Annotated in this window: 20 protein-coding genes; 5 read left to right on the plus strand and 15 right to left on the minus strand. The window is 37.8% G+C overall.

Annotated features, from left to right (window positions below; genetic code table 11):
- Positions 1–46: 46 nt before the first annotated feature.
- The 8 genes from R9C00_17490 to thiL all read right to left on the minus strand — a co-directional run bounded on the left by R9C00_17490 (position 47) and on the right by thiL (position 8,918).
- Entirely contained in the window at positions 47–448 is a 402-nt protein-coding gene (locus R9C00_17490; GenBank protein ID WPO33497.1) for a hypothetical protein, read from the minus strand.
- The gene (locus R9C00_17495) at positions 423–800 is read right to left on the minus strand and encodes a hypothetical protein (protein WPO33498.1); all 378 of its coding nucleotides are present in this window, start codon (positions 798–800) and stop codon (positions 423–425) included. Before R9C00_17495 ends, R9C00_17490 begins: the two co-directional genes overlap by 26 nt.
- Before the next feature lie 106 nt (positions 801–906).
- Positions 907–2,886: a hypothetical protein gene (locus R9C00_17500; protein WPO33499.1), complete on the minus strand. Its 1,980-nt coding sequence runs from the start codon at positions 2,884–2,886 to the stop codon at positions 907–909.
- Positions 2,887–3,126: 240 nt separating this feature from the next.
- Complete coding sequence (locus R9C00_17505; GenBank protein WPO33500.1) at positions 3,127–3,753, minus strand: hypothetical protein; 627 nt, start codon at positions 3,751–3,753, stop codon at positions 3,127–3,129.
- Positions 3,754–4,514: 761 nt separating this feature from the next.
- On the minus strand, positions 4,515–5,435 hold the full coding sequence (locus tag R9C00_17510; GenBank protein WPO33501.1) for an RNA polymerase sigma factor: 921 nt from the start codon (positions 5,433–5,435) through the stop codon (positions 4,515–4,517).
- Positions 5,436–5,450: 15 nt separating this feature from the next.
- Positions 5,451–5,936 (minus strand): DUF4440 domain-containing protein, encoded by a 486-nt coding sequence (locus R9C00_17515; GenBank protein ID WPO33502.1) that lies wholly within the window; start codon positions 5,934–5,936, stop codon positions 5,451–5,453.
- Positions 5,937–6,351: 415 nt separating this feature from the next.
- A complete protein-coding gene (locus R9C00_17520) occupies positions 6,352–7,497 on the minus strand; it encodes an NAD(P)-binding domain-containing protein (protein WPO33503.1) in 1,146 nt (381 codons plus the stop codon).
- A 377-nt stretch (positions 7,498–7,874) separates the two neighbouring features.
- Positions 7,875–8,918, minus strand: a complete 1,044-nt coding sequence (gene thiL / locus R9C00_17525; GenBank protein ID WPO33504.1) for a thiamine-phosphate kinase — start codon at positions 8,916–8,918, stop codon at positions 7,875–7,877.
- 421 nt (positions 8,919–9,339) lie between these two features.
- Between thiL and R9C00_17530 the strand changes: the two genes are divergently transcribed.
- Positions 9,340–9,807, plus strand: a complete 468-nt coding sequence (locus R9C00_17530) for a YHS domain-containing (seleno)protein (protein ID WPO33505.1) — start codon at positions 9,340–9,342, stop codon at positions 9,805–9,807.
- A gap of 96 nt (positions 9,808–9,903) precedes the next feature.
- Complete coding sequence (locus R9C00_17535) at positions 9,904–10,419, plus strand: DinB family protein (GenBank protein ID WPO33506.1); 516 nt, start codon at positions 9,904–9,906, stop codon at positions 10,417–10,419.
- A gap of 72 nt (positions 10,420–10,491) precedes the next feature.
- On the opposite strand, the gene R9C00_17540 is transcribed toward R9C00_17535, so the two are convergent.
- Entirely contained in the window at positions 10,492–11,274 is a 783-nt protein-coding gene (locus R9C00_17540) for an IS5 family transposase (protein WPO33507.1), read from the minus strand.
- Between the two features lie 489 nt (positions 11,275–11,763).
- Here R9C00_17540 and R9C00_17545 point away from each other — a divergent pair, with 489 nt between their 5' ends.
- Complete coding sequence (locus R9C00_17545) at positions 11,764–13,995, plus strand: RelA/SpoT family protein (GenBank protein WPO33508.1); 2,232 nt, start codon at positions 11,764–11,766, stop codon at positions 13,993–13,995.
- 251 nt (positions 13,996–14,246) lie between these two features.
- Here R9C00_17545 and R9C00_17550 read toward each other — a convergent pair whose 3' ends face one another.
- Together R9C00_17550 and R9C00_17555 are read right to left on the minus strand one after the other, a co-directional pair.
- Positions 14,247–15,002 (minus strand): ATP-binding cassette domain-containing protein, encoded by a 756-nt coding sequence (locus R9C00_17550; protein WPO33509.1) that lies wholly within the window; start codon positions 15,000–15,002, stop codon positions 14,247–14,249.
- 15 nt (positions 15,003–15,017) lie between these two features.
- On the minus strand, positions 15,018–15,746 hold the full coding sequence (locus R9C00_17555) for an ABC transporter permease (GenBank protein WPO33510.1): 729 nt from the start codon (positions 15,744–15,746) through the stop codon (positions 15,018–15,020).
- A 393-nt stretch (positions 15,747–16,139) separates the two neighbouring features.
- On the opposite strand from R9C00_17555, the gene R9C00_17560 reads away from it, so the two are divergent.
- Both R9C00_17560 and R9C00_17565 read left to right on the plus strand, forming a co-directional pair.
- The gene (locus R9C00_17560) at positions 16,140–16,523 is read left to right on the plus strand and encodes a BlaI/MecI/CopY family transcriptional regulator (protein ID WPO33511.1); all 384 of its coding nucleotides are present in this window, start codon (positions 16,140–16,142) and stop codon (positions 16,521–16,523) included.
- Between the two features lie 30 nt (positions 16,524–16,553).
- Positions 16,554–19,475 (plus strand): M56 family metallopeptidase, encoded by a 2,922-nt coding sequence (locus tag R9C00_17565; GenBank protein ID WPO33512.1) that lies wholly within the window; start codon positions 16,554–16,556, stop codon positions 19,473–19,475.
- A 70-nt stretch (positions 19,476–19,545) separates the two neighbouring features.
- Here the strand turns inward: R9C00_17565 and R9C00_17570 are convergent, their stop codons facing one another.
- The 4 genes from R9C00_17570 to R9C00_17585 form a co-directional block, all read right to left on the minus strand.
- Positions 19,546–19,800 (minus strand): hypothetical protein, encoded by a 255-nt coding sequence (locus tag R9C00_17570; protein WPO33513.1) that lies wholly within the window; start codon positions 19,798–19,800, stop codon positions 19,546–19,548.
- Positions 19,760–20,371 carry a sigma-70 family RNA polymerase sigma factor gene (locus R9C00_17575; protein WPO33514.1) on the minus strand — a complete coding sequence of 204 codons (612 nt, stop codon included), beginning with the start codon at positions 20,369–20,371 and terminating at the stop codon, positions 19,760–19,762. The genes R9C00_17570 and R9C00_17575 overlap by 41 nt, the downstream gene beginning before the upstream one ends.
- An 815-nt stretch (positions 20,372–21,186) precedes the next feature.
- Positions 21,187–23,214: a DUF349 domain-containing protein gene (locus R9C00_17580; protein ID WPO33515.1), complete on the minus strand. Its 2,028-nt coding sequence runs from the start codon at positions 23,212–23,214 to the stop codon at positions 21,187–21,189.
- A 42-nt stretch (positions 23,215–23,256) separates the two neighbouring features.
- Entirely contained in the window at positions 23,257–23,832 is a 576-nt protein-coding gene (locus tag R9C00_17585) for a YqgE/AlgH family protein (GenBank protein ID WPO33516.1), read from the minus strand.
- Between the last annotated feature and the right edge of the window lie 237 nt (positions 23,833–24,069).

Genomic DNA, 24,069 nt, shown 5'->3' on the forward strand with positions numbered 1-24,069 from the left:
ATTAGGAAAGAGCACGAGCGGAAGTTTGTGCTAGAGGGGTAGTATCCTAAGTTCCTATTCTAAATTCAGGTTCAACCCAATCTGTTCTCCAATCAATCTTTTCTGATAAGGCAAAGATCTGATGATGCTCTTTTAAGTAGCTCATAATTATTGGATTATTTCCATTCTTATCTTCTAAATATATTGCATTCTCAAAAGAATTGACTGCATTCCATGTCAAATTAAATGAACCTGTCCAAACTGAAACAGGATTATAAATTGCTTCCTCATTCTTTCTTGTATCATCCGTAGACTCTTTAATGAAGTTACAGAATACAAGAAACTTATTATGAGCTCTTGGGAATGCTGGTTGTTTGTCAAGGTTATGATTACCTACACATCTTATTGGATCAACACTTGGATCACCACAAACCGATAATTGATTAATAGGATATATCATATCTATCATGAACAAACTTTAATTTATCGTATTTATTTCTTAGTCTAATTTTCCAATCACTCTTGTATTGAATATTTAAATCAGGTCGTAAGAAATCTTCTTTTTGCACTACAATTTGAACATTTTCACATTGCGCTAATGCATCTAGAATATTGAATGAAGTCAACCAAGCAACTGAACCAAAAACAAGCCCGTTTTTGAATTCTTTAATTTTCTCAATAAGGTTAGCTTCTAATTCTCGAAAATACACTTCTACTTTACTAAAATCAGGAGATTCCATTATTACATTATTATCTAGTAAGTCAATAGATCCCGAGTCAGTCTGTATTTTTAAATTATTCAGATTCAGTATTTTATTCATATTATAATAGCAGTTACTTATAAGTTTTAGCGGCTTCTACTTTCAATCTTATCAAAACGTTATTCTTAAAAAGTAAAAAATATTATACACTTTATTTTTTAATAGATCATTTTAACAAATCCATAAGTTTTTTTTCATCCAATTCTTTTTGTTCTGTTAAAGCTGACATCAATTTTTCTTTTAAGGTAGGATTTTGAATTTTTTCAATAGAATTTTCCCAAATAGTTTTTGTACTTGGTGAATTTTCAAGCATTATTGTGACTTCATCTTTATAGGCCATAAAGGGCTCATAGAGTTTAGAATATGACTTTCCTATAGCACCATTGAACTGAATTAATTTTAATTTTTTATTCCTATTATAAGATAAAATTTGAGGTTCGGAAATACCAGGGTACGGATCGATATAATATATTTTATTTACTCCAAGCTGTGTAGCCTTTTTTGAACATAATTCACATGGACTAGCAGTAGTGAAGAGAATTCCATTTTTTAAACCTTGTCCACCATATTTACTAATTTGAAGCATAGCATTTTCTTCTGCATGAAGTGATTTTGTATGAACTTGATTCTTTTCACCTTCAAAGTGGTTATGAATAGTTTTAAAACAGAATGAACAATTTTTACCATTTAAATCATTATTTTTTCGAGATGTATCAGATCCTCTAAAATATTCTTTGATTGCACCAGGGAAAGTTTTAGGTTCTTTATTCTTATATTTAAAGTCTATATCAACTTTATCTAATTCTTCGCCTCGTTCGAATTTACTATAATGATTCTCATCAAGTTTTTTTGTTCTATAATCATCTGCTGAACGGAGGTTACAAGGAGTTTGACCACTTGGTACATCATTCCACCCTACAGCTTTAATAGAATAAAATTCATCAGATACTACAGCTCCTACTTGTCTAGAAATACAGCCAGAATTCAATTTTGCATTAAATGCAACTTGCATACACCTTTCGCTAGAAGAAGGTGTAATAATACCAGGTTGTTGTATTAGTGAAATAAATTTTAACAGTTGTTCTTCACGAGTGAAAAAAGAATCATTTTTATCTGAATCTTTAATATCCTGTAAACGATGATTGATTATATGTATATCACTTTTTTGAATACAATTATACACATCTGGACTTGAAAAAACACCTTTTGAGTGATCACTTGTTTTATACTCTACTGAATCTAAATCAATTATATTTTCAATTAATGTTGTTATATCTTCATTTAATTGTTTTGTTTTTACTCTATGTTCTAATCGACTTTTTAATCTATTATCTCCATCCTTTGTTGCCAACATATAGAATCCTGAATACCTTTCTTTAAAGAACATTATCTCTAGTGAGTTTCGTAATGAATCAATCACAATTTTCGTAGGTACTCCAATTTGATCATTATACTGTTTTTTAGATTTAATTAATCTATTTGTTAACTGTGCTAATGTATAGATGTAATTTATATCATGGATTTCTTTTGAATTTAAAGGGTTACCACTTTGTCTAATATTACAACTTAAGTGATGTAACAGATAAGACCTTCTGAAATAGCCATGTTCCTCTAAAATAACAAACACTTTAGAGGACAAGTTTTTGAAGTCATCACCAAAAAATTCATCATGCAATTTTGCTAGATCTTCTTTTGTCTTAATAGTAGAAAAATCACCCTTATAACCTTCAATGTCATTAACTAATGATGAGTTTAATAATAAACCATTTATTTCCTTTGAAACTTTATTTACGACTTTAGAATTATCTTCATTTCTATTTTCCCGGTAGAATTTTTCAAGAATTTTCTTTAAAGCTTTATAATCTTGAGTATAATAACTAATTAAATAAAACAAAAGAATATCCTTATACTTAATTATTTCAAAAGGCTGCCAATTTTTATCAAATGATAAATAATTAAAGCAGATACTATGCTTTCGCTTAGCCAATACATCATTTATATCAGATAATTTCCTAATTCCTTTTTTAAGATTATTAAAATCACTTGACAAAAGTTCTGCAATTTTAGAACAACCAGAGCCAGTACGCCCAGTTAAGCCAATAATTGAAAAATTTCTTCTTAGTTTATATAATTCGGCTAATTCCATTTGAAAGTTTATTAACTATATTTATACTCATATATCCCATTGCAGTTGTACTTCTCTACTACATATAATAACTATTCTCTAAATCTAGTAAATAAAGACTAGCTTTTTAGAGATAACCAATACTTCCCTAGTTAACAAAACATAATTTACAAGTACTGTAGGACATTATTCAAACAAAAAAAAGCAACTGCAGGTGTCTACGGTTGCCTTACTTATTCTAGTATTAAAAGATATGCTTCTTTACTTCACTACAGGGCTAATGTTTAGCTTTTTCCATGTGTTTATCATGCTATTAGTATTGGTGTACCAAATATCGAGTTGCTGGATTTTTGCATCGAAGTCATCTTGTGCGGCAGCCCGTTCTTTTTCATTTCTCCGCTGGGCCGTTTTTAGCTCCTCCATCTCGCTGTAGAGCTTCATCCCTTTTTGCACATACTCTTTGGTAATACTAGCCGTGGCAAGTTGGTCGAGTAGGGCTTGGTTGCCAAGGAGTGCGGAATAGAAGTTGAATACTTGCAAGCACATCTCTCCATATTTGGCTTTTCTGGTTCCTTTTAGCTCTAGTTGCTTCACAATAGCTAGGTCGTCTTTAAAAAGCTTTTTGGCAATGGCTATCACTCTTGCATAGTGCTTCTTTACGGCTATTTTGGTCGCTTTGTGTGCTGCAGTTGCGCTCATTCTCCGCCCTTCGGCTACTGTTTCCAGTTGCTTTAGCTCAACTGTGGTGTAATAGAGTTTCTTAGCTTCTTCAAATTGTTTTTTGGTGAAGCCTGCGCCAATCGCAATTTCCAATTCTGTTGGAAGGTCGAGCGTGTCGTTAATGAAATTCAAAATTTCGCTTAATTTTTCTCCAATGGATTTGTCCATAATTATAAAATTTTAGTGAAAGGATAAATTCAAGCATTGTCAGGATAATAGGTCATCAGCCTATAGGTAATCGGCTGGTAGCATACTCATGACAATTTCCGATTACAAATAAAGCAGTGCTGCCAACATAGAACCTTTCGTTTTTGTTGATTTTCCACACATTGTAAGAAAGCAGCTGTGGACGAGAGGTTTATACAGCAGGAGAGAAGCTATCTCCCCCACCCACAAAATAGAGGCTGGGCGAATGGATTGTGTGTTTTTGATGTTATACAACCGTCCTGTTGTTATGAGGGAAGGAAAATATAAATCCCTAATTATAGGGATGCTTTTTGTTAAGTACAGAGGTAAGAAAATGTGTGCATTCTGTTTAAATAATCTGTAATTTGTGTTATAAGTTCCAAAATATCAGCTAAATAAGCCTCCCAACATTTGATTTCCGAATACTATTTCTTGTATTTCGCTGCAACCAAATATCCTTTGGCGCTGGGGATTAAAACAAGCTTGCCATACGTTCAAACGGGCTTCATGGGAGTCGTACACCAAATATCTTGCATGATTTACCCCTAAAACCACTTAAAACAAGTGAATCCTGTGTTGAAATGCTTCTTTTTTGTGTTCGATTAAGTTTGCAGGGGCTTCAAACATTAGTTTCCTTCGTCCGATCATGTGTTTTTTGAAATATTCTTTGGGGCTTTACCTTACAAAAGGTTGCTGCTAGTTGAGATAGGAATGATAACAACTTCAGATACATCAGTAGGCTATTAGTCGAAATTAAAGGTTTGTTTTATTGATTCTGATGAAAGTAAATGCCTAATCGACTCCAATTTATCAGGACTTTGCAAAAATGGATGTTCTTGAAATAATTTTTGGTAGTTAGATGTCACCTCATTAGTATACGTTTCAACCTTTTTGTCTATCATTTTATTAATTTCGGCTATCGTATTTTTCTGAAAATGTAACTTTACCGGATCAACAAAACCCATTTTTATAAACCCTGCAGTTTTTCTGGCACAGCGGCATGGGTTATTTTTATTTACTAAGCCGCATTTATTGTTCATAAAGTTATACAACTGCTGTTTCGCCCTATGCAATTTAACTCTAAAATTCTCTTTAGAGATTTCCATTATTTCACTACCAATAGAGTCTGTAAACTCAAATAATTCTCCAATGATATAAACCATTCGTTGTTCTCGGTCAAGGCACAACAACATCCCTTTCATGCAACTTATTTTCGCTTCTCTCACCAATAATTTATCCTCAACTTCATAAGAATAATTAGAAAGTGATTCGCTGGGTAATTGATCAAGACCTTGCCCGAATTGTTCAAAAGTTAGGGCATTAGTTTCGTATTTCCCTCTTTTCATATTTAAAAAGTGGTTTTTTACAATACGATAGACCCAAGTTTTAAAGCTGCTGTCTTGCTTGAAAGAACCTAACTTAGTAATAAGTTTGATTAAAACTTCTTGTGTAAGGTCTGCCGATTCGTCTCTGTCGCCTACAAAAGTCAAGGCAATATTATAGATCCAATCTTGATGTTTTTTAATAAGGTTTTCCAACGCTCTTTTATTTCCTGCAAGGGATTGCTCTATTAGAACGGCATCTGGAGTTTTGATATCAACTAATTTATTAGCCATTTCGTGTTTTTTAAAAAGCACCATATTTGCCGTTATAGGGGCAAACATGGTGCTTTGGTTATGTTATTTAGTCATTAAAAATTGTCCATGAGGATTGTCCAATATCATTAGCCATCTTCCATCTTTTTGTTTCCTTAAAACGGCAACGGATAATCCACTTTGTTTAATTTCAGTTCCATCTGGTGCATTTGCTGTCATTTTCCAAGGCGCAATATGGGTTGCGATATTTCCAGTGATAAACACTTCGTGTCCACTATAAGTAAATACAGGGTTTGCCATTGACATTCCTGTAAACATCTCTCGCAATACATTTGTGTCGGATATTGGAGATTCAGGCTCAAATACAACTACAGCAACCGATTCATAGCAACGCATAACCTCATCAATATCTTTGTTTTGAAAGGCATTTGTCATTTTTTTAATTGTGAATAACACATTCTGTTGTTCTTCAGTCATCTTTTCTATTTTATTTGTTTGGGCATTAGTAATAATTGAGGTCATACATAGTAATATGACCATTAGTAATGTTGATTGAGTTTTGTAATTCATAAAGTTTTTTTTGATGAAAATATCTTGCTTTATGTTTTAGACACAACCAAAAAGTGACTGTTACAGTAAATGTCAATTAATTAAAAAAAAGTGTATGACTTTGTATGAAGCAATACATCTGTACATGAAGTTGACTAAAGGATGAGGTTTCATGACAAGAATGAGCTGCGGTAAGTTTTAATCTGGGCGATTAGAACCGATCTCACTGGCGAATAATAATGATTGTTTGAAGAAAAGTTAGCTAAGCACTTATACTGAAATCATAAAACAAATTCTGCCTCTTGTAGGCGAAAGGTTGAGGTATAAGTGGCTTACATAAAGAATGCCTATCCTACAAACCTGAGACTATAGTTGTTATAGCCCTTTTGGCACATACTACCGTAAAGCACTAATTATCAATTATAAAACACCAGGTTTATAAGTTTTTTTCTATCGAATTAAAAATATTTAGCGATGCTACATTCACTCCTATTAGAAAACCAAAAAAGAGCCCCATCGACTTGGTACTGCTTATTCCCGTAAAATATAATCCTTTTTGATTGGATTGATAATTTTCATCTAAAACAGGTGAGCCATTAATAGTATCTATGCCCTCTACTATATTACTATTCTTCATGAAAGGGATACGTGCTATATCTACCTTATATCCAGTAGCAAAAAGAATGTGATCAACCTTTACGGTTATATCAGCGTCTATTTGAATTTCCAAAAAATCCCCCTTTTGTGTACATGACGTAACTCTAGAATTAGGATAGGCTACATACTTATCTTTTTTTAGCCTCTCTTCTAACCATGGCTCTATTTTTAACCGGCCTTCCTTCCAGAAGGATTGATCTATCTTGCTCTTTTTTTCTTGACTAAGGTTATAATACCAATTTGGGTTTTCCTCATACTTTTTTACTAATTCATCTGCTATCCCCCAATTGGATTTGGAGAAGCTGGGTGTACTACTTGGATATGATAAGGTAACTTTCTCACATCCATTTTCAGTGAGCAAAGTAGCCCATTCAAATGCACTTTGCCTTCCCCCAACCACGAGTATACGCTTATTTGCATAGCCATGAAAATCAATTGTATGGCAAGTGTGAGAATAGAAATTTGCAGGAATATTAGATACGATATCCTTAGGTATATAATAAAAATACTTTGCCCCTATGGCTACTACAACAGCTGAGCTTATATATGTATTATTATCAGAAGTATCAAGCTGATATATTGAATCTTCACGATTGATATTGAGCACATATTCCTCTGCTATGTTTAATTGTTTTTTCGCTAGAAACCATCTCCCATATTCGATAAAGATTTTTTTAGAAAAATAGTTTAAATCATCATAACTTCGTTCTAGCAAGAATTTCTGGAAAGTATGAACCTCTAAAGGGTCAATATGCCAACCCTTTCCAGACCGTAAAATCATCTCTTTCGGCATATTATTATCCCAAAACTCTAGCGGTTTACCTAACACTAAATACTTTAATCCTTTTGCTTTTGCAATGGTAGCCAGACTTAAACCATACGGCCCAGCTCCTATAATGATCAAATCGTATTTTGGGGATTTCATGGAAGGCTGTTTAATGTACTATCTAAATATAGTAAAAGGATTGAATAGACTAACCTGTTTTATTATTTTAAAATCATGTTTTCCAAGTAAAGCATTACCCAACAGGAAGCCGATTCTATTAAGAATTAATTTATTTTAGCCAATTATACTTTTTACTTGCGCTACTTCTATTCTCAAAACTCCTCATTTTAATTTCTGTTAAACTTGAGTGCTGCATTATTTTTTTTAGATTCAAATGGTCATCTGCAATTGGAAGAATATCGCCTCACTTCCATTCTGGACTAAAAGGTTCTATACAAGCTCTTACTTAAAAAAAGTAACGCCGCCACTGATTGGTGACGGCGTTACTACTATTGCCTCGGGAAAACACACATACCCTAAAAGTGCTCCCAGCCTTGTGCTTTAATGTCCATCACTTGTTCCGATTGGGTCACTAGCTTTTTGCCGTTTTCCTTTTCTTGGATGTAGCCTATCAGCGTAATGTCGGGATGGTTTTTTACTTTATCAAAGTCCTTTTGGTCTACGGTGAATAGGAGTTCGTAATCCTCGCCTCCGTTGAGGGCGCAGGTTACTGCCGGTATCTTGAACTCTTCTGAGGCTACTTCTAGAGTTTTCTCGGCAAAAGGAATCTTGTTTTCGTACACCACCACGCCCACATCAGAGTTTTTGCAGAGGTGCATCAGTTCCGAAGCCAGGCCATCTGAAATGTCGATCATGGAAGTAGGAACTAACTGTTGCTCCCTAAGCGTATGGATCACATCCATACGAGCTTCTGGTTTAAGCTGCCGACCAACTATGTAATCGTACTTTTCGAGCTGGGGCTGTGCATCTGGATTTGCCAAGTACACTTGTTTTTCCCTTTCCAGTATTTGCAAGCCTAAGTATGCTCCACCCAAATCGCCTGTTACACAAACTAAGTCTCCTTTTTTTGCTCCGCTTCTGTATGCTACCTTTTCTTTGGGGCAAGTACCCATTGCCGTAACAGAAATGACTAAGCCTGAGCGCGAAGAAGTGGTGTCCCCTCCTACCAAATCTACATGAAAAGCTTCGCAAGCTGCATAGATTCCCTCATAAATTTCCTCTACAGCCTCTACCGAAAACCGATTGGTAAGGGCAATGCTCACCGTAATTTGTTTGGGAACGCCGTTCATGGCGGCAATATCCGAAACATTGACCGACACAGCTTTGAAGCCCAAATGCTTTAAGGGCACATACGACAAATCAAAATGAACGCCTTCTACCAACATATCGGTCGAAACCAAGGTTACTTCTTTTTCATCTTTGGCTATTACCGCAGCATCGTCGCCTATGCCTTTAAGCGTACTTTTCTGTCTAATCTCTACCTTTGATGCCAATTTGTCTATCAATCCAAACTCACCTAGATTCTGGATTTCTGTCCTTCCGTTATTTGCTTCTGCCATCTGTTTTTATATTTTACTGTAAAAGGTCGTACATCAACGCCCCTATTCGTTTGCCTTACTTTTCTGAAATAAAGGTATTAGACTATATCAGAGTTTAGCGAGTATAGGCTTCTTGGGCTAAAAATTTAGTTTAGGCTAAAGCCAATATCGTTTATTCTTTCAAACGGGGCTTGAAAGCCTTGCCTATTGAGTTTTTATCATTAGCAACGGACCTCAGCCCGTTGAATAACACCATACCTTTCAGCTTTAACCCAAACCTTGTACGTCATTAGTCTTTAAAAACACCTTTATTGCCACAAACTGTGATATAGTCTATTCTAATTTCTTTTCTTTTTGAAGGAACAAAGTTAAGAAGAATATCCTTTTAAGTTTGATTCAATCCAATAACTCATACCTGAAGCTATTCCAAAACCCTCTTCCAATGAAAAAACTTATTGTTCTTTCCTTTTCTCTACTCATCTCGCTCCCCTCTTTTACTCAAGAGAGCAGCAGCAATAGGGAAAAACATTTCAACTTAGAAAAAAATATTGCCATAGAAGGCTATGACCCCGTGAGCTATTTTGCAGAAGGTAAAGCTAAAAAAGGATCATCCAGTTTGGCGTACACCTATAAGTCTGCCACCTATTATTTTTCTTCGGAAACAAACCGAAAGCTGTTTAAGGCAGCACCTTCCACCTATGAGCCCCAATATGGGGGCTGGTGTGCCTATGCTATTGGCAACAGTGGGGAAAAAGTGGGAATAAACCCTAAAACGTTCAAAATAACCGAAGGTAAACTCTACCTTTTTTATAATGCTTATTTCACCAATACTTTACCGCTTTGGGAGGCTAAAGAAAAGGAGTTGAAGGAGAAAGCGGATAGCAACTGGAAAGGTATTATTTCACAATGATGTAATGTCATTCCTTTTCTTAGGCTTTATTTTTTACATTTGATTAAGAGCCTGTTCTTTTCGTTCAAGCTCTACTTATTTACTTAACTATTATTCATGCAACTAACTGACATCACAAAATCAATATTTGGCCAACTATCATTGGTAATCTCCCAACTGACTGACGAGAGTTATTCTCGTAAGCTTGACGTACTTGGAGGAAAAAACACAATTGGTCAGCATTATAGGCATATTCTTGAATTTTACGACTGCTTACTCATAGCTGCAAAATCGGGAAGACTTTCTTACGACGAGCGGAAGAGAGAGCTTTCGCTCGAAACCAACGTTAAGGTAGCTTCAGCTAAAATAAACGAGCTAGAAAAGGCTCTGATAGAAATAGAGCCTGGAAAGCAACTCCAAATGAGTGCTGTGTATGGCGATGATAACGATCCATTCATGATGATAACGAGTACGGAACGTGAACTAGCATTCAACTTAGAGCACGCCATCCACCATATTGCTATCATTAAAATAGCCTTGTTGACAGATTTTCCAACGGTAGAATTGCCTACGGATTTTGGCGTAGCCTTTTCTACCCTAAGGTATCAAAAACAGGCAAAATCGACTAGTTGATACTTCATATAGAAAACCAGTTTCCTTTCGACCTTCTGATTATACTTTCTTCTTAGATCATGTTTAAAAATTTTAAATAGGCATTTTTTTGATCCTATTAAGTATTATTTGGCAGTTTTGCCATAAAACCCAAGCTTCTTGGCTTTTGGTAGTTTTTTCATAGTCTTTGGACAGCCTCCGGAAGAAATTGAACGTGCCGAATGTCCTCTCGGTGACCCATCTCCACTTGATGGGCACAAAGCCCCTGGGGGTTGGGGGACAAGAGGATATCTCGACCTCTACGCCCCTTATGTTGTCCTCTACCCATCCGGTGAACTTCTTTTTATAGGCCTGGTCTGCCAGGATCTTTTCCATCCTGTGCAGGTAGCCCAAGAGGGGCTCCACCACCCGTTGCCCTATCGTGCCGTCATGCTCGTTGGCGCCAGTGGCGACCACTCCCCATACCAGCCCGAGCGTATCGGTGATGACGTGCCTTTTTCTCCCGTTCACCTTCTTGTTGCCGTCCAGCCCCGTGTCCTGCCCGATAAAAGGCGCGCACTTTACCGACTGGCTATCAATGGAAAGCATGCTCGGGGTCGCCTTCTTGCCCTTCCTCTTGCGCTCTAGTTGGTTGAGTGCCGCGTTCAGCCGAAAAAGCGTGTTGTCCCCCTGCCACTTGCGGAAATAATAGTATACCACATTCCAAGGAGGGCGTCCCTCGCCCGAGAGGCTGCGCCACTGCTGTCCGCTGCGCATGCAGTACAAGATCGAGTCCACCACGTCCCTGAGGTCATATTTGCGTTTCCTTTCCACGGGAAGATATTCTTTTATATATTGCCATTGCCGGGAGGTCAAGCGGGTATATCCTGTTTCCATAAACTTTGTTGTTTCGTCACTACAAAGTTTTAGCCTGCCCGGCTCTTTTCAAAATTTAAACATGCTCTTAATACCTTTCTGACCATCGCTAGTTTCTGGTTGCCAGTTTTTTTCATATTTTAACTACAGCGCTATGTCTATGCAGTATTGAGGTTGTCTTATTTTTTTAATCAGCCAACAGAAGGGGAGAGTTAATATAACCAGATACTAGTAACAAGTAACCTTCAATTAAAAAGATGCTGCACAAGTACTTAACCGATTACGAAAACCCTGTTTGTAGTTTAGCAAACAAAGACACTAAAACTTATCGACCATTTATTGGGCATTATTCCTTCTATTTCCTTAAATTAGATAAAAGGAAGAGAAGGAAACCTTTACGTACTACCTCTTTACTATACATTCTGTAACTCATACGATTTGCGTTCCGACTTTACTAAGTCGGTTTTCTTTTATTAGAGGAGTTTAAGAAATTTAATCAAGGTGTTGGCTATGTACATTGACGAAGAAAAGGAAAAAGAAACCATACTAAAGCTTTATAGGAAGCTATTGCGCAAGGCAAAACCCTTTTTGAAAGGGGACGATGCCAAGCAGATAAAGAAAGCATTTCGCTTTGCAGAAGAAGCACATAAAGATATGAGAAGAAGGTCGGGTGAACCATATATTTACCACCCGATTGAAGTAGCTCTTATTGCCGTTGAGGAAATTGGACTGGGAACTACGGCCATCATTGCTGCATTGCTCCACGATGTAGTGGAAGATACTGGCTACGAAATAAGCGACATAGAAGAGCGGTTTGGGAAAAAAATTGCCATGATAGTGGAAGGCTTGACCAAAATCTCGACCAAGGCAACCAAGGGCAAATCCCTGCAAGCGGAAAACTTTCAGCGCTTATTGCTCACCATCTCGGAAGATGTGCGGGTGGTACTGATAAAAATTGCGGATAGGTTGCATAACATGCGAACGCTGGATAGCCTTCCTGACCATAAGAAACTGAAGATCAAGTCGGAAACTGAATACATCTATGCTCCTTTGGCTCACAGGCTAGGTTTGTATGCCATCAAATCGGAACTAGAAGACCTCTGCCTCAAATACTCGGACAGGGATGCTTATTTCAGTATTCTGAGGAACATAGAAGAATCGAAGGCGGCACGTAGTAGGTTTGCCAAACGGTTTATCCGACCTATAGAAACTGAGCTAAAGACACAAGGATATCCTTTCACCATCAAAGATAGGCTCAAATCGGTATATTCAATTTACCGAAAAATGCGCACACAAAACATTGATTTTGATGGTGTGTATGACCTTTTTGCTATCCGAATTATTGCAGATGTCCCTTTTGAAAATGAGAAAGCCGCCTGCTGGAAAATCTACTCCATCGTCACTGATTTTTACACACCCAATGTTAACCGCCTGAGAGACTGGATAAGTACTCCAAAGATAAATGCCTACGAATCGCTCCACACTACGGTGATGAGCACCACGGGGCAATGGGTAGAAGTCCAGATCCGAACCAAGCGGATGGATGAGATTGCCGAAAAGGGCTACGCTGCTCACTGGAAATACAAAAATGGAGCAGTAAAGTCCAAATCAGAACAAGGAATAGAAGTATGGTTGCAAGAAGTGAGAGATATGCTGGAAAGGCATAAAACCTCTACAGGTGAGGAATTTGTAGAAGATTTTAAATCTAATCTTTATGCTGAAGAAGTATTTGCCTTCACCCCAAAAGGCGATATGAAAACCTTTCCTCGGGGCGCAACCGTTCTCGACTTCGCTTTTGATATCCACACCGAAGTGGGCGCCAAATGCCTTGCAGCGAAGATCAACGGAAAGCTTGTCCCCTTCAACTACGAAATACGAAATGGTGACCAAATAGAAATTGTCACCTCCAATAAATTTAAGGTAAATGAAGGTTGGCTCAAGTTTGTACAGACTTCGCGCGCTAGGTCCAAGATAAAAGACTACCTAAAGGAGGAAAAGAAACGCTACCAACGGGATGGAAAAGACATTGTAAAACGAAAACTCCGCCACCTCAAGCTCCCTTACAACGAGATTACCCTACGCCGGCTAGCCGAATACTTTGGGGAAAAGCTTGAGAGTGATCTTTTCTACAAAATAGGTAAGGAAGTAATTAAGCATACCGAAATAAAGGGCTTCAAAGACTACAAATCGAAAGATGAGATAAAGCCTGAAGTAAATGGCAAAAATTCCGACGAACACAATGGAACGCCCGCTCCTGAGAAAAAACGTGATAAACTGACGGAGATAGTAGTCGGCGAAATGGGCGAACTAGATTATAACTATGCTAAGTGCTGCAATCCTATTCCTGGCGATGAAATCTTTGGGTTCTTGACCATAAACAAAGGAATCACCATCCACAGAAAAAGCTGTCCTAACTCAGTTTCGCTAATGGCAAACTATGGGTACAGGATTATCCGGGCTCGATGGGGTGGAAGTTCAGGTCCTGTGGAAGAAGAAGGCTTTGAAGTGAGCATCAGTGTAGAGGGAACTGACAGAGTTGGTTTGGTAAGCGATGTAACTATGATCATTTCTAGCCAGATGAAAGTGAATATCACAGGTATCAATATCAGTACTAAAAACAACTTGTTCAAGGGAAATATTGAACTAATGGTTCATAGTAAAAGTGAGTTTGAAAAATTATTGAAGAAATTAGAAAAAATAGAAGGAGTTTATAGCGTCATAAGAGTAGAAGAGCCTGTATAGCTAAGCTATATAAGTATCTCCAAATGCTCTTTTCAGTCCTTGCTGAAGGTTGCTAGTTACTAGCCTTAAGTTTTTCTTCCGATCATTAAAATCAAAGCTTTTTAAGTTGAGATTTTGATGATCGAAATGTTTTTTATCTTTCTATTCAAAAACCAGCAACAATAAACAAGTGACCCTATTTACAACAACGCATATTGCTAAAAAGTAAAACTACTGAGAATTTAGTAGTTAAAATGCAAGGGCGAACTCTTCTACTTACTCAATGTTTTGTATTTCCTCATTAGGTTGTTGGAAAAAATAAATGTTTCCAACTCTGGTTGGGTGGCGTCTAGCACTTCATCGTTACTTCCTTCCCACACCAAATGCCCTTTATGCAAAAAGAGGATATGCTCTCCAATTTCCATCATGGAATTCATATCATGCGATACAATTACCGTGGTCAGGTTATATTCTTTGGTAATCTCAAATATCAAATTATCAATCAAAATTGCGGTATTTGGATCTAGACCTGAATTAGGCTCATCGCAAAACAGGTACTGGGAGTTATGTACAATTGCTCGGGCAATCCCAACCCTTTTTTTCATTCCACCACTAATTTCAGAAGGCATTTTTTTGCCAGCGTGCTCTAGCTCAACTCGCTTAAGGCATAAGTTCACCCTATCTTCCTTTTCACTGGACGACATATTGGAAAGCATGTCGAGAGGGAAGCGTACATTTTGCTCTACTGTGAGCGAATCGAACAGGGCACTGCCTTGGAAAAGCATTCCTATTTCCCTTCTAATTTCCTTTTGCTCTTGTCTGTCAGCTTTGTAAAAGTTTCTATTATGATAAAGAATATCACCTTCATCGGGCGGAACTAAGCCTACAATGCTTTTTAGCAACACACTTTTCCCCGTTCCACTTGCCCCTATTATCATATTGGCTTCTCCCTGCCTAAACTTAGCACTGATCCCATGCAAGATCTGCTTACCATCAAAACTCTTTTTTACATTTTGTATTTCTATCATTTTCTGTTCGGATGCTTATATAAGAAACTGAGCTAATAGAAAATCTGCAATCAATATCGAGATACAACTGTTCGTAACAGCTTTGGTGCTCGATTTACCAACCTCTAATGCTCCTCCTTCGGTAAAATAGCCTTTGTAAGCAGAAATAGTTACGATCAAAAAGGCAAATACATACGACTTGATCACCGCAAACGTCACGTTCAGTGGAATAAAATCAGCTCTAATTCCGTAAATATATTCTTCTTCGGTGATCACCCCAGCAAGAGTCCCTGCCAAATACCCTCCATACATCGCCAAAAAACCGGCAAGTACCACTAATAACGGGTACATAAAAATGCCAGCCAAAATCTTTGGCAGCACCAAGTAGGATGCCGAGTTAATTCCCATTACCTCTAGTGCATCTACTTGCTCGGTAATCTTCATGGTACCTAAGCCACCTGCTATATTAGACCCCACCTTTCCCGCAAATACAATTGCCGTGAATGTAGGAGCTACTTCAAGCAGGGTCATGTCTCTTACTATCACACCGATTACGTAGGTTGGAATTAAGGGGCTTACAAGATTGTACGCTGTTTGTACACACATTACCGCACCTATAAACACCGAAACGATCACCACAATAGTGAGCGAGTCGATCCCAATCAAGATACATTCTTCAAAAAAAAGTTTGATATAAACCCGAAGTGGCTCACGGTTGGAAAAGATTTTCCCCATAAAAATCAGGTACCTGCCTAAGCTTTTCATGTATATGTTATAAGGAGGTTTATTTTGTGAATTGGTTCAACTTCAAAAGACAAAGAGCTTGTTTACAAAAACATTATTCCCTTCATCGCAAATTTATCCTTTTAGCCGTCTAAAAAAATAAAAATTCATATTAGAGCTAAAGCCATTGGCTATAAGCCCAGTCTATTTTTTATAAAATCATCAAAGGGACCAATAGTATAAAGAGCTATTGAAACATCCAACTCAAGGGAATTATTTCTGCTCCTCTACTCTATTTTTCCTCATTTAAAGCCGCTTACGACATTTTTAACTTTATTTACGAATATTTTCGTAGATAAAACTTGACTCGAAACCATGAAAACCCTATGTTTGTTACGAATCGATTCGTAGATCAAATACTTTATACCTAAGACAATGAAAAACAATCAACTGCCAAAACCGACCGAGTCTGAGCTCGAAATCCTTCAACTTTTATGGGAGTTTGGCCCAAGCACGGTGCGGTTTGTAAACGACAAGCTCAACAGCTTGAAAGAAACCGGCTATACTACTACCCTCAAGCTTATGCAAATAATGTTTGACAAAGGATTGGTAGACCGAGAACGCTCAGGGAAAACCCATATTTACGAAGCCTTGGCAAAAGAAGAAGATACTCAAATCGAACTCCTCGACAGGTTTGTAGATAAGGTATTTAAAGGCTCTGCCACGAAGCTTATGCTCCAGGCACTGGGAAGAAAAAAAGCTTCCCCAGAAGAACTTGAGCAAATTAGGAAATTATTGGATGACATGGAAAACAACTAAAAAATGGATTTCTTAGAAAACATAAATATCATGAATAATATAATTGAAGCCTTGAGTGTTACCATATTACACTCACTCTGGCAAGGGTTACTCATTGCAGTTATACTGGGTATTTCCCTCAAAATATTAAGGAAACACAGTGCTCAAAAGAGATATTTCACCTCCATTGCAGCCTTGTTTTTATTGGCGACAGTTTCCATAGCTACGTTCTTTATCTCGTACCAATCTGAAGGCACATCGACGGTACTCACAGATGAGGCAATTACCAATTTGGAAGCAGCCGATTTACTTGTTTACTACACCCAAGACCAATCTATATTAGCCAAGGTACAGGCTACTTACCAAAGCATAGTAAGCCTGATAAAAACCTATTCTTCTACCATCTTTGTAGTTTGGTTAGTCGGAGTTGGTTTTTTCTCTCTCAGATTTATCTCTGGCTTGTATTACATACAAAAAATCAGGACTCAAAAAGTTTCTCCTGTTTCAGTTTTTTGGGAAGAAAAGCTCAATGCTATGTGCCAAAAAATAGGAATAAGGTCTAAAGTGAAAATGCTTAAATCAAGCATGGTGGAAGTGCCAACTGTAGTTGGATGGCTGCGCCCTGTCATCTTGATGCCAATTAGCATGATGGCTCAAATGCCTGTCCCCGAATTGGAAGGTGTTCTTGCCCACGAACTGGCCCATATCCGCCGCAACGATTACCTGCTCAATATGATTCAGTCTATAATTGAAATTGTATTATTCTACAACCCTGCCGCTTGGTGGATATCTGTTTGTATCAACGATGAACGTGAAAACTGCTGCGACGATATTGCCCTCCAAGCTACGGGAAGTGCCAAAGACTATATAAAAGCCTTAGCAAACCTTGCGCAAGCGCAGTACAGAGAACCTGAGTTGGCACTTTCTGTCATGGGCAAGCGAGGCAGTGTACTTTACCGCATCAGGAGGATTGTTGCCATTGGGCAAAACCAGTTTGAAACAGCACATGCCCTCTCCCAGCGAACTATTGGGCGCTTTGCAGCGGCTATGTTAGTACTTTGCGCTTTAATCTTTTTCACCCTTTCTTCGGGCTACAAAGAGAGCCAAGCCCAAGATGTTCCTTTTGAAGAAAGAATAGCTAGCGCTGAAAGTTTGCCTGTTGTGGAAGAGTTCACTTCTCCCGACGATACCACCAAAAAGCAGGTAAAAGTGAAGGTAATGCAGTTTGCAAGCAACGATTCAATGAAGGTCACATTATCCGATCCCCTCTCTTGGACTTCGGAAGAAACCATTGTGCTCGACCCCGCTGACAGCAGCCATGCTCAGGTATTTTTCTTGGAAAGCGATGGTGACGACGCAGGCATCTGGTTATCAGAGGAAGAAGAATTGGAAATTGATGCACCCCTGCACATGTTTATGCTCGCCGACGATACTTCAAAAAAGAAAATGAAGTACAAAATCAAGACCATTGAGAAAAAGGGCAAAGAAGGAGAAAACGTATTTTTCAATGTTCATTCTTCCAATACTGACAGTACAGTTTGGGTGGTAAACGTGGAAACCGACTCGACGAATAATACCAAGTCGTTCAAATACAGAATAAATGCTACTGATGGTTACTCTGTAGAAGTTGATACCCTCTCTGAAAAAGGAAAAAGAACGATTACTATCCACAACAAAGACTCGAAAGAGAACTCGGTAATTATTGATTATAAAAACATTAAAGGTAAAAAAGTAACCGAACTTAAGGGCAAAGGAAACAGCATATTTACTTTTAATGACGAGGAAGAAATAAATGGGAAAAAAGTGGCAGTGGAATACAAAGGCATCCATATCCGCAGTGCCGATGGCGATAAAAAACCACTCTATATTTTAGACGGGGAAGAGATTTCTCAAGAAGAACTTGAAAATATAGCCCCAGAAAAGATTGCATTTATGAATGTTTTGAAAGGAAATTCTGCCATTGATAAATATGGTGAAAAGGGAAAAAATGGCGTAGTGGAGATTACTTTGAGTGATAAAATAATTGAACAAAGTAAAAAAACAATCCAAATCAGGTCTTTAGATGATAACAAGCAACCTTTATTCATTATTGATGGAAAAGAGGTTTCTCATGGATTTATCAAAACTATTGACCCTGATAATATCAAGCAGTTGGATGTTCATAAAGGAGAAATCGCTATTCATTATTTTGGTGAAAAGGGAAAAAATGGTGTAGTGGAAATCACCTTGAAGGAGAAGAATAAAGCTGAAGAAAAAATACAATTCCCAACCTTCAAAGATGGAAAAACACCTCTATTTATTTTAGATGGCAACGAAATTTCAAAAGAAAAAATCCCAATAGAGATAATTGAATCTATAAATGTGCTTAAAGGAGAAAAGGCTATTGAAAAATATGGAGAGAAAGCTAAAGACGGTGTATTGGAAGTAAAGTCTAAAAGTAATTTTAAGATAAAAGAAAAAGCCAAGGTTAAAGTAAAAAATACAGAACAATTAGACTTATCTCAAACTGCATTTTTTATTGATGGGATTGAATCTGACCTTGAAGAAGTGAATCAGTTGAAAAAAGGCTATGTCATAGAAAAAGTGGAGGTGTTGAAAGGAAAAGAAAATGTAGAGAAATATGGCGTGGACGCTGAAAATATAATGCTGATAACAACCAAGTCAGGCAAAGGGTCTTCTAATTTGTCATTAGAGTTTTCTTCTAAGTCGGCTTTTGCCAATTCTATAGCCACCTATCCTAACCCCACAGATGGCGTTTTAAATATAGGTTTCAAACTAGCAGAAAAGGAACGTGTAAAGGTAGACATCTATAACCTTTCAGGAAAAAAGGTTGATACCATTTTGAACAAATCTATGCCTGCCGGAATACATGAAGTAACTTGGGATTCAAAGGACTATGGTTCTGGCGCTTACATTCTTCATATAAAAACAAATGGAGAAACGGTAGAGAGAAAAATTCTTGTGAACAAGTAAATTAAAAAAGGGCTGTCTTGAACCAGCCCCAATAAACACAAAAAGCTGGATCTTAATGATCCAGCTTTTTTTAATGTATGATCGAGTCAAGTGACCTCGAATATGCCAGTATGTTGTCTATCGACCTTTGACCAGGCTCTCCCTTCGCCTCCAGTCTATCGAGGTCCCCCTTCAGGCTGACCAAGTTATAGAACTCGTCTTCCAGTTCCGGGTCGGAGAAGATCCGCGACGCTATCTCCCCTGCCTCCGATGGGCTTACCTCGTGGTATACATATCTTAGAATATCATTTTGAATCGCTGCTATCTTGTTTCTCTTTTTTTTCATTGCTCGCTTCAGGGTTCATTTGTTTCCTCAAGTTGATCAAGGCATAACGCATGCGGCCAAGGGCGGTATTGATACTCACGCCGGTAGTCTCGGCGATCTCCTGGAAGCTCATCTTCATGTAGTGCCTCATCATGAGCACCTCACGCTGCGCTTCCGGGAGGTTCTGGATCAGCTCCCGCAAACGGGCGTGGACCTCGTTCTTGATCTGCTGCGACTCGAAAGAGTCTTCCGAGAACTCCAACGTGTTGAAAACGTTGCTGCCGTCCTCCATCACGATCATCGGGTAGCGCTTCTGCTTCCTGAAATTGTCGATCGCCATGTTGTGGGCTATCCTCGAGATCCACGGGAGGAACTTCCCCTCCTCGTTGTACCTGCCTGTCTTGATCGTCTTTATTGCCTTGATAAAGGTCTCCTGCAGCAGGTCCTCTGCCACGTATTGGTCCTTTACTATCAACAAGATCGTCGTAAAGATTTTGTTTTTGTGTCTTAGTACTAGTTCCTCAAAAGCGCTTTCGTTTCCTTTTTTGTACTGGCTTATTAATTCGCAATCACTTACTTTGTATTTCTTCATTTCGGTAGTTGTATTTAGTTAACGATGATAATGAATTGGTATTGCTATTTTAGGGCTTCCACCGCTAACTTTTTTTGTTTTAGGGGCGGCAAACTTACAGACAGGAAGAAAACGATGTAGGTTATTCACATGGTTGACAGCACTTTACGTGACAGGTATGTTTTATTGGAAAAAAGCTGTTTTTTTTATAAAAAATTGAAATACCCACAGAAACACACATGCCTATAGAGGGCACAAACCTTGGTAAACCAGGTAAAAAGCCATTTCCCAGCTTATTTTTTTTAACATTACCCCAAAAAGACTACATCCAAAGTTTTTTCCGGGATATCAAGAATCCTATATAGGAAAGTATTCCCAAGATGGGAAAACATTACATCGGGGAGCAAGAAACCCCACCTGCCCGTGCAAGAAAAATAGGGTAAAAGCGAAAAAAACGGGCAATAAAATAGGCCATAAGTGCAAAAAAACAGCGGTAAAGTGATAGGCGGGCCCAACTACCTGATAGGTATCAACTTTTGGAGGGGCAAGAAGCCAGCTTTCTGGAAAAGATAAACAGCCCATACGGGTTTTAAACCGATATTTGAAATTCGGGACAGTATCTTTCTGGAATTATTGTGTTTAGAAAAGATTCTCCCCAATAAAAAACAAAAACATAATTTAAATTAGGCAAGAAAAATACTTTTTTGATACTCATTATAGTAATGATGTAGCTAATTTTATAACTACGGGCTTGAAAAGCAGAGAAACCCTTCGTTGTGGCAGGCGAAGGGTTTCTTTATAACTTCAGATAATTAACCATTTATAATGACATAAACTTATCCTATATTTCTAATAACCCTGATTTGCTTTTTGAGATCTTTTAACTGAACTGTAGCAGTCTCGATTTTTGATGTAAACTGCTCTTTTAACTTATCTGCTGTTTTAGACTTCGCAAAAAACTCTAGGTTGTTTTTCCAAAGAGCAATATCATTTTCCAAGTGAGTGATTTTTTTCCTCAGCACTTGCTCTTGTTTCTTTAGCTTAGAAATAACACTTGGAACCTCATTATATATCTCCACCCTAGCCTGCAACTTCATTGCATCTATTTTATCTTCATCGAGCGGCAAGTTGTCATAATAGTTATCTAAAGCATAAAGAAATTTGTCTAGTATAGAATTAATATCTTTTCTCGGCACATAACCTATCTCCAGGAATTCATTTTTCAACGCCTCTAATTCCCCTTCATTCTCCTCTTTTTTCTCGGCAAGCTCATCTATCTTTTTAATAATAGCCAATTTCTTCTCAAGATTGACCACAAACTCTTTGTCTTGCTCTGAGCGCTTATTCCTTTTTCTTTCAAAAAAGAAGTCACAAGCAGCTTTAAATCGCTCATAAATACTGTCTCGATGAGATTCAGGAACTGGACCAACTTTCTTCCACTCTTGCTGAAGTCCTTTTAGTTTATCAGCGGTTTCATTCCACTCACTACTTTCCTTCAATGCTTCAGCCTTTACACACAGCTCTTCTTTTTTAGCAAGATTCTCTTTACGAGATGCTTCAAGTTGCTCAAAGAACTTGTTTTTGTTGGCAAAGAACGCTTTGAAATTCCCCCAAAACTGCTTATTGATGTCTTTAGCAACTTCCCTGGGCAAAGGACCAATTTTCTCCCAGTCCTTTTGCACAGCTAAGAGCTCTTTTGTCTTCTCATTCCAAGCCTTAATCCTGTCAGAGTCAAAGGTCACATATTCCTCAAGCTTGATGCAAAGCTCTTGCTTGATTTTCATGTTTTCTTGAAGCTGCTTTTTATACTCTTCGGCAAAGGCTCGTTTTTTCTCATAAAGCTCATCCGATGCTTTTTTGAAACGCTGCCAAACTTCTTCCTGCTGCTCTTTCGGGATAGGACCTATTGCTTTATATTCCTCATGCAATTTATTCAGCGCTTTTACCGCATTGTTCAAATTCTCTTCGCTTAACAAAGCCTCAGCTTTCTCACAAAGAGAAAGTTTTGCATCTAAGTTCTTCTTCCTGTCCAGCTCTTTCAGATCATGCTCTATACTTTTATGGTCATAGAACAAATCCAATATGGCACTATATGTTCGGTAAAGATTTTCCGCTTCTGCTTGAGGAACCGAACCAATTTCTTTCCATTTGTTTTGGAACTCTTTCATCTTCTCAAAGCTACCTTTTTGGTCTTCAGAGTCAATGAGTTCCTTTATGTCTTGTATAATCTTTTGCTTAGCCTTAAGATTATCACCTCTTTCTTTTCTTAGAGAAGAATAATGCTCTTTCTTCTTTTGATCGTGCGCCTTGAAATTGGTATAAAAAACATTGATACCTTCAGGGGCATTATATACAAAGCCTTCATCCACTCCTTCATTATCTGCTACATAAGCAGTCTTTTGAGTTTCAGCAGCTTCACTGTTCAATTTATCTACCACTTCCCTCATTGCTACAAAAGCTTTATCAGCTTTGCGAATATCCTCCTCTTTAAGCATGGCTATACTAGCCTCTAATATTTCCTCCAAAGAGCTTTTTGAATAATCAACCGCCTCTTCCTCCACAGTTTCTTCCTCTGCAGATTCATCTTCTTCACTTTCTTCTTCCACAGCTTTCTCCTTAGCTATAGACTCTTCAGCTTCTACTTTTTCTTCAGCAACTTTTGGAACTTCAACTTTTTTCTCTTCTGGAGCACTTTCTTCCTCTTTTTTTGGTATTTCTACCACTTCAGGAGATGCTTCTTCAACAACTTTTGTGTTTGGCGTTTCTTCCGAATCACTTCCGCTGTTCTCAGCAGATGTTACTATTTCTTTTTCTTCTTTTTCCGCGTTTTTACCCTCATTTGGGGTACCATTGTCATCGTTCATACGTCCTCCTTAATTGGTTTTAAGCAAAGCTAACAAAATGTATTAATTAAGCCGAGGGTCGATAGGATAATTTGAAAGCATCTTGTATTTACTTCCCATTGATCGTAACACCTCTTGCCACAAATTTTCCGGTTCTATTTCGAATATTTTTTTTAAGTCTATTTTAGCTATTACCCACGAATTTTTATTGAGTTCTTCTTCTAATTGGTTTTTACCCCAACCACTGTAGCCCACAAATAGCCTGCAGTTTTTTGAAGAGACTTCCCCATTCATGTGCAAGAGCTTAAGTTCATCATAATTCCCACCCCAAAATACACCTTCCTGAAGCTTTGTGCTCCCATCCAGCATATCAAAGGTATGGATTACATGGAGAGTATTTTGCTCGACTGGTCCGCCTACAAAGATATCGTTACCCATAATGAGTGGATCTGGGACATCTTCTACATCCACACTAACTGGCTTGTTTATTACCAAACCAAATGCACCCTCTTCTTTATGCTCACAAATCAGTATTACTGAACGGGCAAAATTAGGATCGTCTAAAAATGGCTCGGCAACCAACACATCTCCTTTTATAACCTCCATATTATCGTTGAGGCTTGTGTCGAATAATTGCATAGTGATGTTTGGTTTTATGCTTAAATGTAAATTTCAGATTTAGGATACTGCGCTTATATAAATCCCTAACCTATTAACTATCAATATGGTTATATAAAAATAGGTTTCCCTTTTCCAAAAAATACACATACATTAAAGTTTACATGCACAGTCAACTTTTCATATTTACGAATAAAATAGAACTATTAAAATGATAGGCATCAATTTTTTATAAAGAGGGGCTCATTCCAAACTGTG

Source organism: Flammeovirgaceae bacterium SG7u.111, assembly GCA_034044135.1.
Taxonomy (GTDB): domain Bacteria; phylum Bacteroidota; class Bacteroidia; order Cytophagales; family Flammeovirgaceae.

Excerpts from the sequence above, each read along its gene's own strand:
- R9C00_17490 (WPO33497.1), bottom strand. The coding sequence starts at position 448 with ATGATAGATATGATATATCCTATTAATCAATTATCGGTTTGTGGTGAT.
- R9C00_17495 (WPO33498.1), bottom strand. The coding sequence starts at position 800 with ATGAATAAAATACTGAATCTGAATAATTTAAAAATACAGACTGACTCG.
- R9C00_17500 (WPO33499.1), bottom strand. The coding sequence starts at position 2,886 with ATGGAATTAGCCGAATTATATAAACTAAGAAGAAATTTTTCAATTATT.
- R9C00_17505 (WPO33500.1), bottom strand. The coding sequence starts at position 3,753 with ATGGACAAATCCATTGGAGAAAAATTAAGCGAAATTTTGAATTTCATT.
- R9C00_17510 (WPO33501.1), bottom strand. The coding sequence starts at position 5,435 with ATGTTTGCCCCTATAACGGCAAATATGGTGCTTTTTAAAAAACACGAA.
- R9C00_17515 (WPO33502.1), bottom strand. The coding sequence starts at position 5,936 with ATGAATTACAAAACTCAATCAACATTACTAATGGTCATATTACTATGT.
- R9C00_17520 (WPO33503.1), bottom strand. The coding sequence starts at position 7,497 with ATGAAATCCCCAAAATACGATTTGATCATTATAGGAGCTGGGCCGTAT.
- thiL (WPO33504.1), bottom strand. The coding sequence starts at position 8,918 with ATGGCAGAAGCAAATAACGGAAGGACAGAAATCCAGAATCTAGGTGAG.
- R9C00_17530 (WPO33505.1), top strand. The coding sequence starts at position 9,340 with ATGAAAAAACTTATTGTTCTTTCCTTTTCTCTACTCATCTCGCTCCCC.
- R9C00_17535 (WPO33506.1), top strand. The coding sequence starts at position 9,904 with ATGCAACTAACTGACATCACAAAATCAATATTTGGCCAACTATCATTG.
- R9C00_17540 (WPO33507.1), bottom strand. The coding sequence starts at position 11,274 with ATGGAAACAGGATATACCCGCTTGACCTCCCGGCAATGGCAATATATA.
- R9C00_17545 (WPO33508.1), top strand. The coding sequence starts at position 11,764 with ATGTACATTGACGAAGAAAAGGAAAAAGAAACCATACTAAAGCTTTAT.
- R9C00_17550 (WPO33509.1), bottom strand. The coding sequence starts at position 15,002 with ATGATAGAAATACAAAATGTAAAAAAGAGTTTTGATGGTAAGCAGATC.
- R9C00_17555 (WPO33510.1), bottom strand. The coding sequence starts at position 15,746 with ATGAAAAGCTTAGGCAGGTACCTGATTTTTATGGGGAAAATCTTTTCC.
- R9C00_17560 (WPO33511.1), top strand. The coding sequence starts at position 16,140 with ATGAAAAACAATCAACTGCCAAAACCGACCGAGTCTGAGCTCGAAATC.
- R9C00_17565 (WPO33512.1), top strand. The coding sequence starts at position 16,554 with ATGAATAATATAATTGAAGCCTTGAGTGTTACCATATTACACTCACTC.
- R9C00_17570 (WPO33513.1), bottom strand. The coding sequence starts at position 19,800 with ATGAAAAAAAAGAGAAACAAGATAGCAGCGATTCAAAATGATATTCTA.
- R9C00_17575 (WPO33514.1), bottom strand. The coding sequence starts at position 20,371 with ATGAAGAAATACAAAGTAAGTGATTGCGAATTAATAAGCCAGTACAAA.
- R9C00_17580 (WPO33515.1), bottom strand. The coding sequence starts at position 23,214 with ATGAACGATGACAATGGTACCCCAAATGAGGGTAAAAACGCGGAAAAA.
- R9C00_17585 (WPO33516.1), bottom strand. The coding sequence starts at position 23,832 with ATGCAATTATTCGACACAAGCCTCAACGATAATATGGAGGTTATAAAA.